This window comes from Paraburkholderia sp. HD33-4, assembly GCF_021390635.1.
In the GTDB taxonomy this organism is placed as follows: domain Bacteria; phylum Pseudomonadota; class Gammaproteobacteria; order Burkholderiales; family Burkholderiaceae; genus Paraburkholderia.
The window spans coordinates 2,403,623-2,416,424 of the sequence record NZ_JAJEJS010000001.1 but is presented as its reverse complement, the minus strand read 5'-3'; the positions used below and the strand labels follow the sequence as shown (position 1 = coordinate 2,416,424).

The 12,802-nt window shown below is 64.1% G+C and carries 12 protein-coding genes and 1 tRNA gene; 6 read left to right on the top strand and 7 right to left on the bottom strand.

What is annotated here, in order from left to right; genetic code table 11:
• Window positions 1-15 precede the first annotated feature (15 nt).
• The 3 genes from L0U84_RS10695 to ompR form a co-directional block, all read right to left on the bottom strand.
• Window positions 16-564: a peroxiredoxin gene (locus tag L0U84_RS10695; protein WP_233849760.1), complete on the bottom strand. Its 549-nt coding sequence runs from the start codon at window positions 562-564 to the stop codon at window positions 16-18.
• A gap of 76 nt (window positions 565-640) precedes the next feature.
• Window positions 641-1,990, bottom strand: a complete 1,350-nt coding sequence (locus L0U84_RS10690; protein WP_233849759.1) for an ATP-binding protein — start codon at window positions 1,988-1,990, stop codon at window positions 641-643.
• Window positions 1,991-2,091: 101 nt separating this feature from the next.
• On the bottom strand, window positions 2,092-2,826 hold the full coding sequence (gene ompR, locus L0U84_RS10685; RefSeq protein WP_006048917.1) for an osmolarity response regulator transcription factor OmpR: 735 nt from the start codon (window positions 2,824-2,826) through the stop codon (window positions 2,092-2,094).
• Between the two features lie 227 nt (window positions 2,827-3,053).
• Between ompR and L0U84_RS10680 the strand changes: the two genes are divergently transcribed.
• From L0U84_RS10680 to L0U84_RS10670, 3 genes are all read left to right on the top strand, one after another.
• The gene (locus L0U84_RS10680) at window positions 3,054-3,380 is read left to right on the top strand and encodes a hypothetical protein (RefSeq protein ID WP_233849758.1); all 327 of its coding nucleotides are present in this window, start codon (window positions 3,054-3,056) and stop codon (window positions 3,378-3,380) included.
• A 181-nt stretch (window positions 3,381-3,561) separates the two neighbouring features.
• A complete protein-coding gene (locus tag L0U84_RS10675; protein WP_233849757.1) occupies window positions 3,562-5,193 on the top strand; it encodes a DUF1800 domain-containing protein in 1,632 nt (543 codons plus the stop codon).
• Window positions 5,194-5,264: 71 nt separating this feature from the next.
• Window positions 5,265-6,536: a DUF1501 domain-containing protein gene (locus L0U84_RS10670; RefSeq protein WP_233849756.1), complete on the top strand. Its 1,272-nt coding sequence runs from the start codon at window positions 5,265-5,267 to the stop codon at window positions 6,534-6,536.
• Between the two features lie 144 nt (window positions 6,537-6,680).
• On the opposite strand, the gene L0U84_RS10665 is transcribed toward L0U84_RS10670, so the two are convergent.
• Window positions 6,681-7,517 (bottom strand): squalene/phytoene synthase family protein, encoded by an 837-nt coding sequence (locus L0U84_RS10665; RefSeq protein WP_233849754.1) that lies wholly within the window; start codon window positions 7,515-7,517, stop codon window positions 6,681-6,683.
• A gap of 230 nt (window positions 7,518-7,747) precedes the next feature.
• Here L0U84_RS10665 and L0U84_RS10660 point away from each other — a divergent pair.
• Window positions 7,748-7,834: transfer RNA gene (locus tag L0U84_RS10660), tRNA-Leu, on the top strand.
• Between the two features lie 118 nt (window positions 7,835-7,952).
• Here L0U84_RS10660 and L0U84_RS10655 read toward each other — a convergent pair.
• The 3 genes from L0U84_RS10655 to L0U84_RS10645 form a co-directional block, all read right to left on the bottom strand.
• Window positions 7,953-8,240, bottom strand: coding sequence for a hypothetical protein (locus tag L0U84_RS10655; protein WP_129957308.1), 288 nt, complete (start codon window positions 8,238-8,240; stop codon window positions 7,953-7,955).
• Window positions 8,241-8,359: 119 nt separating this feature from the next.
• Window positions 8,360-8,809, bottom strand: a complete 450-nt coding sequence (locus tag L0U84_RS10650) for a MarR family winged helix-turn-helix transcriptional regulator (protein WP_233849752.1) — start codon at window positions 8,807-8,809, stop codon at window positions 8,360-8,362.
• 63 nt (window positions 8,810-8,872) lie between these two features.
• Window positions 8,873-10,018, bottom strand: coding sequence for a glycerate kinase (locus tag L0U84_RS10645; RefSeq protein ID WP_233849750.1), 1,146 nt, complete (start codon window positions 10,016-10,018; stop codon window positions 8,873-8,875).
• Between the two features lie 559 nt (window positions 10,019-10,577).
• Here L0U84_RS10645 and tig point away from each other — a divergent pair.
• Entirely contained in the window at window positions 10,578-11,924 is a 1,347-nt protein-coding gene (tig, locus tag L0U84_RS10640) for a trigger factor (RefSeq protein WP_233849748.1), read from the top strand.
• Window positions 11,925-12,119: 195 nt separating this feature from the next.
• Window positions 12,120-12,773: an ATP-dependent Clp endopeptidase proteolytic subunit ClpP gene (clpP, locus tag L0U84_RS10635; RefSeq protein ID WP_013089401.1), complete on the top strand. Its 654-nt coding sequence runs from the start codon at window positions 12,120-12,122 to the stop codon at window positions 12,771-12,773.
• Window positions 12,774-12,802 lie beyond the last annotated feature (29 nt).

Below are 12,802 nucleotides of genomic sequence, written 5' to 3'. Positions count from 1 at the left end.
GATTGACGGTGCCGCCTACAGTGTTGCGCCGCCGATCGTCCGATTGCTTGGACACAGCTCTTCCGTTTGCAGGCCGTCGAGGACGCGCAGCACTTCTGCGGGATTGCGGCCCACGTATAGATTGTTGACCGACACGTGCTGGATCGTGTTGTCCGGATCGACGATAAAGGTCGCGCGCAGCGCGACGCCCGCTTCAAGATCGCGCACGCCCAGCTGGTCGATCAGCTCGCCTTTCACATCGCCGAACGAGTAGTGGTTGAGCCTGTCGAGCTCTTTGTACTCGCGGCGCCACGCGAGCTTTACGTATTCATTGTCGACGCTGCCGCCGAGCAGCACCGCCTCGCGGTCCTCGAACTCCTTGACGAGTCTGCTGAAATCGACGATTTCCGTCGGGCAGACCAATGAGAAATCCTTCGGATAGAAGTAGATGATTTTCCACTTGCCTGGAAACGACTGATCGGTGATGTATTCGAACGCCGAGACGCCGTGTTCTTCGGGATGGTTGAAGCCCGGCTTGGCAGCAATGACGGTGAACGCTTCGAGTTTATCGCCAACGGTTTTCATGCAAAGCCTCCTTCGGAAGTCGCAACCAGCGGCGTGTGTCGAATAGCGTCGGCGCGCCGTGCCGCGCGCCGACGGCTCACGCGCTTTTCGCGAGCGGAAACTCGATCGTCACTTCAAGCCCTGGTCCGGGCGAGCGGTTGCGCAGACGCAGCGCGCCGCGATAGCGCGCGACGAGCCGCTGCACGATCGCCATGCCGAGGCCCGTGCCGTTAGCCTGGGTGCGCGCCGAATTCACGCGATAGAACGGCCGCGTGACGAGCGCGAGCTGGTCTTCGGGAATGCCGGGGCCTTCGTCGACCACCGACAGTTCAACGCGCGAATGCGACACGCGCGTTTCGAGAATCACGTGGGGCACACCATCGCCGTCGCTGAGGCCGTATTTGCGCGCGTTCTCGAGCAGATTGCCGACCACCCGCCGCATGTCGGTTTCATCGGCTTCGATCACCGCCGACGGCGCGAGCCGCGTGATCAGCCGCATGCTGTCCTCGCTTTGCATGCGCGCGGCAAGCTCGCTCGCGATCACCGAGAGATCTACCGGTTCCGGCACGCGCTGCACCGGACGCGCGTAGTCGAGGAAGCGGCCGATGATCATGTCCATCTGCTCGATGTCGTCGACCATCGCATCCTTGGTGGCCTGGTCGGACGGGCTCATTTCGGTTTCGAGCCGCAGCCGCGCGAGCGGCGTGCGCAGATCGTGCGAGATGCCCGCGAGCATCAGCGCGCGGTCCGCCTCGAGCTGTTCGAGGTCGCGCACCATCTGGTTGAAGCTTCGATTCGTTTCGGCGGCGACGCCCATGCCGCGCTCGGGCAGCGCGTCGGGCGCTTGCCCCGAGCCGACCCGGCGCGCGGCCATCGCGAGACGCGCGAACGGCCGGTTCACCAGACTTGTGATGAACGCCGCGCCGAACAGCGACAGCGCGAGCGCGAACACGCCCCAGCCGGCCCATTGCAGGCCGGTCGCGTTGTCGAGCTGATCGCGGTCGAGGGCGACCCAGTAATCGTCGTCGTCGATCTTGAAGCTGATCCATACGCCGTTGATGTCGTTCACGCTCTGCGCGATCACGGTGTCGTCGCCGAGACGGCCGCGGATGTCGTGCTCGATCAGGCGATTCAGCGATTCGTCGGGCTGGAGTTTGTATTTGTCGGTGGCTTCGCGCGGGTACACGCGCACCCCTTCATTGCTTTCCAGATCCTGTAGCAGCGCGCGCCGCAGGTCGGGATCGGAATAGAGGAGTGCGGTGCGCGTGAGCTTGACGATCGCGACGAGTTGCAGAGCCACGCGCTGCGCGCGCGGCTCCCGCTCGATCACGCGAAAGCTCTGGAACCACGCGGCGAGACTGACTGCGATCAACAGCGCGATCAGCAGAAAGGTCCGCCAGAAAAGGCCGCCGAACGCGAGCGTCAGGAGGCGCCGGTCGATCCGCATGGGCCCTTCTTATGTGAAGTCAAAGACAGAAACTATTTTGCATGGGACCAGAGTAGCCGCTAAAGCGGCAACTCTGGTCGACATTGAAGTGGAGCGCAAACTCAGGCTGCACCGTCGGGGATGAACACGTAGCCGAGGCCCCACACGGTCTGAATGAAGCGCGGGCTGCCCGGATCCGGTTCGATCAGCTTGCGCAGCCGCGAGATCTGCACGTCGAGGCTGCGATCGAAGACTTCGTATTCGCGGCCACGTGCGAGCTCCATCAGCTTTTCACGTGACAGCGGCTGACGCGGATGGCGCGCGAACACCTTCAGCACCGAGAACTCACCGGTGGTGAGCGGAATTTCCTGGCCGGCCTTGGTCAGCGTGCGGGTAGCGAGATTCAGCGCGAACTCACCGAACTCGAACACCTCGGTGGTCTCGGACGGCGCGCCCGGCAATTCGGACGGCGACTGACGACGCAGCACCGCGTGAATCCGCGCGACCAGTTCGCGCGGATTGAACGGCTTGGGCAGGTAGTCGTCGGCACCCATCTCGAGGCCGACGATGCGATCGACATCCTCACCCTTGGCCGTCAGCATGATGATCGGCGTGCGGTCGTTGCTGCCGCGCAGACGTCGGCAGATCGACAGGCCGTCCTCTCCGGGCAGCATCAGATCGAGCACCAGCAGATCGAAGCGCTCGCGCACCCAGAGCTTGTTCATTGACGGCGCATTTTCGGCGACGTAGACGTTGAAGCCCTGTTCACCGAGGTAGCGGCGCAGAAGATCGCGCAGGCGTGGATCGTCGTCGACGACGAGGATTTTCGAAGGGTTTTTGGTTTCCATGGTCGGCATCTTAGCGCGATTAGAAAGTGGTGCGCGGTTACACCATTTCTGGGGTTACAGTCGGTTACAAAATTTACCCGCAGTGTGGCGCGACGTAAAGTATGCGCGATTAGACTCCTTTACTGAATGCGGCTGTTCGGTGGATACTTCACTCGACAAAACTCTCGTACCCGGCTGTTACCGGGGTTTGTATACGCATCTGAGGTAGCCGGTTGCCGCGCCACGAAGGGAACAACATGAAGGGAGGGGTTTGGCCAAATGTGCGCCGAAGCGTGATTGCACTGGCGGTTGCCGGTACGCTCGCAGGCACACTGGGCCCAACGCTCGCCCATGCGCAGCCCTCCGCCGACAGAGCGGCGAGCGAGCATGCGTCCCACTCGGGCAATGGCAAGGCCAGCCACCACAACCCGAGCATCGATCACCCTGCCTCTGACGTGATGCTGCGTACCGCAGTTCCCCCCGATCTCGATCAGCGTCGCCGCGACGGTCATATGACACCCGAAGAACGTCGGCTATTGCGGCAGCATATCGAAGACGCCGTGCGCGAGTTGTACAAGCGTTGATCTCAGCGCGCATCGTCGCCTGAAAAATCCTGTTGCATATTCAGCGTCAACTTCCTGATCCGCTGTTCCGTTGAGTCGGCAGCAACAGCGGGTGTTCGTGCTCGTGTTCGTGTGCGTCTTCGTGCGCGTCTTCGTGCATATGGGCGCCTCGGCTCGCGATGTCACGCAAAACGGATCGGCGATGACGAAACTACTTCGACGTGTGAATGGTGAGCTTCGGCTTGGCGTGGCGGCTGCGTTGAGCTACGCCTCATCTGCTGCACTCGCGCAGCAGCGCGCGGCGCATGCCGCGCACGCTGGTCATCGCGCGGCCTCGGCGACGCCCGCGGCACCGCTCGACACGGGCGACCAACAAAGCCTGCTCGACATCGACGACGCACGCTTTTTCCTGACCCGCATCGGCTTTGCGCCCGATAACGCCGAGCTCGCCCAGTATGCGGGACTCACGCGCGCGCAGGCGGTCGACAAGACACTCGCGAACGCGCGCAGCGAAGCCGTGTCGCCGCCTCCCGATTGGGTGTTCGAGCCGATTCCAACGCGTACCGAGCGCAGCGTATGGACACCGGATCAGCGTCGCGAGCAACAAAAGCTGCTCGGACAGCGTTACGAACTATTACGAGCATGGTGGGTGCGAGAGATGCTGAACACGCCTTCGGCGCTCACCGAACGCATGACGCTTTTCTGGCATAACCACTTCACGTCGGGGCAGGACAAGGTCCCCTATCCGCAACTGATGGCGCGGCAAAATCTGTTGTTGCGCCGGCATGCGCTCGGCAATTTCGGCGAGTTGCTGCACGCCGTCGCGAAAGATCCCGCGATGCTGCTGTACCTCGACGGCGCGAGCAATCGCAAGGGCAAGCCCAACGAAAATTTCGCGCGCGAAGTGATGGAACTGTTCACGCTCGGCGAGGGGCGCTATACGCAGCGCGATGTCGCCGAGGCCGCGCGCGCCTACACCGGCTGGAGTCTCGATCCCGAGACGCAGGCCTACGTGTGGCGCGCGAACCAGCACGACGACGGCGAGAAAACCGTGCTCGGCCAACGCGGCGCGTTCGATGGCGACCAGCTGCTCGATATCCTGCTCGCGCGTCCCGAGACCGCGACGTTCGTTACGACGAAGCTTTGGCGCGAGTTCATCTCCGACACGCCGGACCCGGCGCGCGTCGAGCCGATCGCCTCGCAGTTTCGGGTGAGCGGCTATGACATCAAGGTAGCGCTGCGCGGGCTCTTCCTCAGCGATGCATTCTGGAGCGACGACAATCGCGGCGTGCTGGTGAAGTCGCCGGTCGAATTCGTGATCGGCGCGCTGCGCGGATTCGATGTCGGCTACGACGACACTGCGCCGTTCGCCTCGCAGATTCGCGCGCTCGGCGAGAACCTGTTCTATCCGCCGAACGTCAAAGGATGGCCGGGCGGCGCGTCATGGATCAACAGTTCGACGCTGCTCGCGCGCAAGCAATTCGTCGAGCAGTTGTTTCGCGCGACCGAAAGCACGGGGGCGCCCCGCATGAACGGTGCGGCCAGCGCCAAGGGCGCGGCGAGCGGCGCACGGCCCTCGCTCGCCGCGAGTCAGGCCAGCCCGCCGCTGCAGCGCGTCATGGCACGCACCGGCCAGGGTGGCGTACGCTTTGACATCGCGAATTGGCTCGCGCATTACAACGCTTCGCCGGCTGCGAAACCGGGGCTGTCGGCTGAATTGCAGTTGCAGCACGCGGTGCTGCCGTTCACGCCGGTCGATGCGATCGCCACCGATTCGACCGCGAGCGCGTACCTCGAAGCCTTGCTGATGGACCCGGCTTACCAATTGAAATAATCCACGTAGTGGCAGTCGATGCAACCGGCGGCGGCACGACACGCGCCAGCATGATCACGATGAGGTGCAGCATGAAACGACGCAGCTTTCTTTCGATGGGCGCGGCCGCCGGCGCGTCGCTGTGGCTGCCTCGCGCGATCGGCGCGGGGGACCCGATGGCTGCGCAGTGGCGGGATGCGTCGAATGCGCCGGTTGTGCCGGGGCGCGGTTACGACAACCTGCTGATCCTCATCGAACTGAAAGGCGGCAACGACGGTTTGAACACCGTGATCCCGTTCGCCGATCCCGCCTACTACGCGCTGCGCAAAAACATCGGCATCAAACGCGAACAGATGATTCAGCTCGACGAGCGCACCGCGCTGCACCCCGCGTTGCAGCCTTTGGTGCCGTTGTGGCGCAGCCGGCAGCTCGCGATCGTGCAGGGCGTTAGCTATGCGCAGCCGAACCTGTCGCACTTCCGCTCGATCGAGATCTGGGATACCGCGTCGCGCTCCGATGAGTATCTGCGTGACGGCTGGCTCACCAGGGCGTTCGCGATGAGGCCGGTGCCCGCCGGTTTCGCGGCCGACGGCGTCGTGATCGGGAGTGCCGAAATGGGACCGCTCGCAAACGGCGCGCGCGCGATCGCGCTGGTCAATCCCGCGCAGTTCGTCAGAGCCTCGCGACTCGCGACGCCGGTGTCCTTGCATGAGCGCAATCCGGCGCTCGAGCATATTCTGGACGTCGAAAACGACATCGTGAAGGCGGCTGATCGTCTGCGTTCGACGCGAGGACAGCCTCAACTGAAGACCGCGTTTCCGGGCGGCGCGTTCGGCAGCTCGATCAAAACGGCGATGCAAGTGCTGGCCGCTTCGGACAGCCCGAAGGCGGGCGCCGCCGGCCGCGCGACTCCAGAGCAACCGATCAGCGCGCAGGGCGTGGCCGTGATCCGGCTAACGCTGAACGGTTTCGATACGCACCAGAACCAGCCGGGACAGCAGGCCGCATTGCTCAAACAGTTCGCGGAAGGGATGGTGGCGATGCAGGCCGCGCTCGTCGAGTTGGGCCGGTGGAACGATACCCTCGTGATGACGTATGCGGAGTTCGGCCGCCGTCCGCGCGAAAATCAGAGCAACGGCACCGACCACGGCACGGTGGCGCCGCACTTCGTGACGGGCGGGCGCGTGCAGGGCGGTTTGTATGGCGTGCCGCCGCTGCTTGCGCGGCTCGATGGGAATGGCAACCTGCCGGTCGGCGTCGATTTCCGCCAGCTCTATGCGACGGTGCTCGGGCCGTGGTGGGGGCTGGACGCGTCGGCGGTCCTGCAGCAGCGGTTCGAGCCGCTGCCGTTGCTGCGGGCGTGAGCGGCTGGGCGGCTGGGCGCCTGGGCGCTCGTACGTGGCCCCGCATCTGAGCGCCGAAGTCGTGCGCGGCGTCGTACGGTGTCATCGACATCGCGTCTGAACGTGCTGCGCCTCTCAACGCGGCCGTCCGTTAATGCACCGTGCCTACTTCGCGCGCCACGCGATCCAGAGCTTGCGGATTGGCGTCAACGCGATGCGTTGATGCAGCACGTGATAACCGTCGCGCTCGATTTCATCGAGCAATGCCAACGCGAGCGCCGCGAGCGCGAGCAACGTGCGCTGGGCGCGACGCGCGCTGGCAGGCACCGCGGCTAGCGCGGTCTGCACCGCATCGCGCGCGCGCTGTGTCTCGAAGCGCATCAGCTCGGTGAACGCGTCGGTGTATTTGCGGTTGATCAGATCGGCGGCAGTGACGTTGTAGCGCTGCATCTCGTCGATCGGGACATAGATACGGCCGTGGCGCGCATCGTTACCCGTTTCGGCGACGAACTGCGCGAGCATCAGCGCCTCGCCGAGCGGTGCGGCCCACGCCGACGCTTGCGCGGCATCGTCGGCCGATCCGGTTGTCGCGGCGCGCGACACCAGCGACGCGAAATTGCCGCCGACACCACGCACATAGCGCCGCAGGTTCGGATAGTCGAGATAGCGTGCCTGGTCGAGATCCATCTCGAAGCCCGCGAGCAGTTCCTGCAGAGCCGGATACTCGGCTTGCGCGTCGGGCAGATGCGCCGCGAGCGCCTTGGACACCGGATGCGACGGCGAGCCTGCGGCGAGCGCGGCGATTTCTTTCTGCCACCACGCGAGCTTCGTGCGGCCGACCGCGGGGTCGCTCGTCTCCTTGACCGTTTCCTCGAACTCGCGACGCAATGCGAAGAGCGCGGTCAATAGCGGCTGACTGGCTGCGCGCGCCTGGCGAAGCGCATAGTAGGTGCTCGAACCTGGGGGCGCCGCTTTTTGCTGGCAATAGTCGTCGAAATTCACGGGATGAGAGTGTGGGGAAGGGCTGGCGAGAAGAGCGCTGGCGTGTGTCGCGGCGCCCGTCTCGACGAGCCGAAAATTGTAGCATCGGCGCCGCGCAAGCAGATACCGACGGGTGCAGACAAGCGCGAATCAATCGGTTAGAATCTCGCGCTTACGCTTTCGGGCGCGTGTTTCGCGCGGCTGGTGGCGCACAGGACAATCGGGCGCGACGCATCGCGGCGTACCCGGCTGCGAGGGTGGCGAAATTGGTAGACGCACCAGGTTTAGGTCCTGACGCCCGCAAGGGTGTAGGGGTTCGAGTCCCCTCCCTCGCACCATCTATTGGTAGTCAAGAAAAACCCCGTCAAGTCTTTGGACCGACGGGGTTTTTCTTTTATGCGCAGTTTCCGGAAGGCCGCCGTGGTGCTCCGCGGCCTTTCATCGCGAGTGCGCGACTCAGGCGCCCGGAGTTCCGGGCACTTCCTGCGAGCCCGGCAATTCCGCTTGCGCGGCGCCTTCGAGGAAACGGCGCGTCGACTCGAACGCCTGCAGCATCTGGTCCGGCCACGGCGTTTGCAGCATCACCGCCTGATGATTTTCGAATGCCGACGACAGCAGTTTCGCCAGTTCCGGCGAACGAAGATGACGCAGCACGACGCTGAGCGCGATCGCGGTCGCCTGGCTCGCGCCGGCGGTCTGCAGTTCCGACGCGGTGAGTGCCGCGAGCTGTTTGTTGATGTCCACTGAAACGTTCCTGGATGAGAGAGCGGGTGACGGCGCGTAGGCCGATCCTCAATTTTGACACGCACCGTCCAATGCCGTGAAACGGCGCCTTTCGAGCACGGCCGGTTCGCCGCGCGACGTCACTCCCGCGCGTTCATCGCGCTGATCACCTTGTCGAGCGCCGCGCCCAACGCGGCCTTTTCTTCTTCGTCGAGACAGTCGAACATATCGCCGTTCCACTTGCGCGCGATCGGCATCACCTTGCGATACAGCGCGCGGCCTTCCTGCGTCAGCGAGACCAGCACGACGCGACCGTCCACGGCGCTCGCCTCGCGTTGCACGAGTCCTTGCCGGATCAGCGCTTCGGCTGCGCGACTCGCCTGGCTTTTGTCGAGATTGGCATGGCGTGCCAGCTCCATGATCGAGAACGGTCCAAACGATCCCACCGACGCGATCACCCGCGCTTCAGGCAGCGTCACGTCGAGCTTCGCCGCGTAGCGCGCGCTGATGCCGCGCTCGGCCAGTTTGTTCAGCACATGCAGACGATACGTGAGGAACTGCTCGAGCCCGGCTTTGGCAGAGTCCTTCATGGTCACCCCGTGATGAGTGGAACGGTCGTGGCGCTGTGATTGTTGCGGCAACCGTTTCGCGGGTCAACGCGCGCCGTATTTCAGGCGCGTCAACTGCTCGGCCTCGTTGGCGAGCAGGCGCGCCGCGTCACGAATCGCGACGTCGAGCGTGATGGGCCCCGGCGCCGGAGAAAAGCAGCCGCTGAAGTATTCGGCAAGACGCGGCAGCGCGGCGGAGTCGACCGCGCCGGACAGCAGCGTGGCGGGCACGCCCGCGGCTCGCGCATGCGCACACGCGATGAACGGCGCCTTGCCGTGCAGCGTCTGCACGTCGGAGCGGCCTTCGCCGGTGATCAACCAGTCGGCGCCGGCGAGTGCGGCATCGAGACCGATTTGCCGCGCGACGGTTTCCGCGCCCGGCTCGAACTGCGCGCCGAGCATGTGCAACGCGAAGCCGAGGCCGCCTGCCGCGCCCGCGCCCGGCAGGTCGCGCGCGGTGCGGCCGAGCGCGGCTTCGAGCAGATCGGCGAAGCGCGCGAGCGCCGCGTCGATTGGCGCGACCTGTTCGGGCTTCACGCCTTTTTGCGGACCGAAGATCGCGGTCGCGCCGTGCTCGCCGGTCAGAGGATTGTCGACGTCCGACATGCCGACGAACTGCGTATCGGCAAGCCGCGCGTCGAGCAGCGATGCGTCGACTCGCGCCACGCGCGCAAGCTGCTCGGGCGTGCCTTCGAGCGCGTTGCCTTGCGCGTCGAACAGTTGCAGGCCGAGACCGGTCAGCAGGCCGGCGCCGCCGTCGTTCGTACTGCTGCCGCCTAGCGCGACGAAAAAGCGCCGCACGCCGGCGTCGAGCAGCACGCGAATCGCTTCGCCCATGCCGCGCGTGCTGCGCGCCTCGACCGGAACGCCCATGCCGACGGGGTCCGTGATGCCGACGATTTCCGCCGTTTCGATGATTGCGCTGCCGTCCGCGAGCAGACCCGTCAGCGCTTCGCGCGTTGGGCCGGCCGCGCCGCGCACGCTAAGCGTGCGGCGCTCGCCGCCACTCGTGAGCATGGCGTCGAGCGTGCCTTCGCCGCCGTCGGCCATCGGACAGATGCGCACGCTGGCGTCGGGGCGTGCGCGCTGGATGCCCGTTGCTATTGCCTGCGCGACCTGTTCGGCGCTGAGCGAGCCTTTGAATGAATCGGGAGCGATGACGACGACAAGCGAGGGCGACGAATTCGGCATGGTGTCTCTGATAGGTTTGAGTCGTTGTAAGCGGTTGCTGGAGCGGAAGAAGCGACCGGCTGCGGGCGACCGGCTGCGGGCGGTGGCCCGACTGAGTGCGTTAGCTTATCAGCATGGGGACGCCGGCTGAATATGTCGAACGGCATAGGGGGGATCGCCGCCACGAAGCGTCGGCCGCAGCCGCGTGCGAGCATCCGCACGAGCCTTGTGTTGCATGACGAAACAGCGCCGAATCACGCACGCCGCAAACCGGATGGCGATGCCAGCGGCAAATCGCGCCCGCTGTGTCGAAACTACCCGAAAATGGCCCTCAAAACGACCGGAATGCAGGGAAAACTCGATGCAATCATCGAATCCCGGTTAGGCGCGCAAATAGTTTGCTAAAATATTCGGCTCTTTGGACTCAACCGTGTTGCCGGCGGCCTGCTAGCCCGCGGCGCAGGCGCCTGGATCGATGTACGCAGCGATGCAATCGGCGCTAATCGATGCGAAGCGACATCGACAGGCGGCACGGAGAAGATAACTGATTCGCTCGAATAATTTTAGGACGATTGAAGCCATGGCTAACGTTGTTGAAAACCTCGGCAAGCTCGAACGCCGCGTGACGATTTCCCTGCCGAAGGATGCCGTGCAGAAGGAAGTGGATTCGCGTATCCGTCAACTCGCGAAGAACGTGCGCATGCCGGGTTTCCGCCCGGGCAAGGTGCCGCTCAAGATGGTGACGCAACAGTATTCGGGCCAGGTGGAAGCCGAAGTGCTGAGCGACAAGGTCGGCAAGGAATTCTTCGACATCAGCCGCGCTGAGAATCTGCGTGTCGCAGGCCAGCCGAGCTTCGCGCCGAAGGCCGACGCCGTTGAAGGCAGCTACGCGTTCGACGCGACTTTCGAGGTGTACCCGGAAGTGAAGCTGGGCGATGTCGCCGCGGCTGAAATCGAGCGCACCACGACCAGCATCAGCGAAGCGGAAATCGACCGCACGCTGGACATCCTGCGTAAGCAGCGCGTGCACTTCCACGCTCGCGGCGAAGCCGGCGAGCACGGCGACGGCGGCGCGGACACGGCTGCCAAAGACGGCGACCGCGTGACGGTCGACTTCGTCGGCAAGCTCGACGGTGAAGCATTCCAGGGCGGTAGCGCCGAAGACTTCGGCTTCGTTCTCGGCGAAGGCCGCATGCTGCCGGAATTCGAAAAAGCGGCGCTCGGCCTGAAGGTCGGCGAAGCGAAGGAATTCGATCTGAAGTTCCCGGACGACTACCACGGCAAGGAAGTGGCGGGCAAGACGGCGCAATTCACGATCACGATGAAGAAGATCGAATGGCCGCATCTGCCGGAAGTCGACGGCGAATTCGCGAAATCGCTCGGCATCGAAGATGGCGATCTGACCAAGATGCGCGGCGAAATCAAGGACAACCTCGAGCGCGAAGCGAAGCGCCGCACGCAAGCCATCGTCAAGAACCAGGTGATGGACGCGCTGCTGAAGATCTCGGAACTCGACGTGCCGAACGCGCTGATCGAACAGGATCAGGAACGCCTCGTCGCGATGGCTCGCCAGGATCTGGAGCAGCGTGGCGTGCCGAACGCGAAGGACGCGCCGATCCCGGCCGCGATGTTCAAGGAGCAGGCCGAGCGCCGCGTCAAGCTGGGCCTCGTGCTGGCCGAGCTCGTGAAGGCGAACGAACTGCAGGCGAAGCCGGAGCAGATCCGTGCTGAAGTCGACGAATTCGCGAAAAGCTACGAAGACCCGAAGGAAGTCGTCCGCTGGTATTATTCGAACCAGCAACGTCTTGCTGAAATGGAAGCGTACGTCGTTGAAGCCAACGTCGTCGACTTCGTCCTCAGCAAGGCCCAGGTGACGGACAAGGAAGTGAGCTTCGAAGAACTGGCAAGCGCAACGGCGCAAGCGTAAGCGCCGCTGCAACGGCGTGCCGGCTGTCGGAGCGACCGACGGCCCGCACGCCGTTTTTTTGTGCCGTGAAAATGTGTGATGCGCCGGATCGGGGCGTGCAGTGCACACAAAGACGGCACTTGAATACGGGGCTCGCCGCACCAACCTGTGTCCTGCAGCTAATATTCAGAATATTTCCAGACAAGGATCCATTGCATGACCTTTCGCGCCCAAATGCTGGACACGTTGACCTCCCAGTCGTCCCGGGATCTCGAAGCGCAGGCACTCGGTCTGGTGCCGATCGTCGTGGAAACGAGCGGCCGGGGCGAGCGCTCGTATGATATTTATTCGCGCCTGCTCAAGGAACGCATCGTGTTCCTCGTGGGCGAAGTGAACGACCAGACGGCCAATCTGGTGGTTGCGCAGATGCTGTTTCTCGAAAGCGAGAATCCGGACAAGGACATCTACTTCTACATCAACAGCCCGGGCGGCTCCGTGTCTGCGGGTATGGCGATCTACGATACGATGCAGTTCATCAAACCGGACGTCTCGACGCTGTGTATGGGGCTCGCGGCGAGCATGGGCGCGTTCCTGCTCGCGGCAGGTGCGAAGGGCAAGCGTTTCGCGCTGCCGAATTCGCGCGTGATGATTCACCAGCCGCTTGGCGGCGCTCGCGGCCAGGCGTCGGATATCGAAATCCAGGCGCGTGAAATCCTGTACCTGAAGGATCGGCTGAACCATCTGCTCGCGCACCACACGGGTCAGCCCGTCGAGCGTATCGCCCGCGACACCGACCGCGACAATTTCATGTCCGGCGATGACGCGCAGGCGTACGGCCTCGTCGACCAGGTGGCGCACAAGCGTCCCTGATCTGGTACGGTTTTGCCCTGTTGTTTTGC

Excerpts from the sequence above, each read along its gene's own strand:
- L0U84_RS10695 (WP_233849760.1), bottom strand. The coding sequence starts at position 564 with ATGAAAACCGTTGGCGATAAACTCGAAGCGTTCACCGTCATTGCTGCC.
- L0U84_RS10690 (WP_233849759.1), bottom strand. The coding sequence starts at position 1,990 with ATGCGGATCGACCGGCGCCTCCTGACGCTCGCGTTCGGCGGCCTTTTC.
- ompR (WP_006048917.1), bottom strand. The coding sequence starts at position 2,826 with ATGCCGACCATGGAAACCAAAAACCCTTCGAAAATCCTCGTCGTCGAC.
- L0U84_RS10680 (WP_233849758.1), top strand. The coding sequence starts at position 3,054 with ATGAAGGGAGGGGTTTGGCCAAATGTGCGCCGAAGCGTGATTGCACTG.
- L0U84_RS10675 (WP_233849757.1), top strand. The coding sequence starts at position 3,562 with ATGACGAAACTACTTCGACGTGTGAATGGTGAGCTTCGGCTTGGCGTG.
- L0U84_RS10670 (WP_233849756.1), top strand. The coding sequence starts at position 5,265 with ATGAAACGACGCAGCTTTCTTTCGATGGGCGCGGCCGCCGGCGCGTCG.
- L0U84_RS10650 (WP_233849752.1), bottom strand. The coding sequence starts at position 8,809 with ATGAAGGACTCTGCCAAAGCCGGGCTCGAGCAGTTCCTCACGTATCGT.
- L0U84_RS10645 (WP_233849750.1), bottom strand. The coding sequence starts at position 10,018 with ATGCCGAATTCGTCGCCCTCGCTTGTCGTCGTCATCGCTCCCGATTCA.
- tig (WP_233849748.1), top strand. The coding sequence starts at position 10,578 with ATGGCTAACGTTGTTGAAAACCTCGGCAAGCTCGAACGCCGCGTGACG.
- clpP (WP_013089401.1), top strand. The coding sequence starts at position 12,120 with ATGACCTTTCGCGCCCAAATGCTGGACACGTTGACCTCCCAGTCGTCC.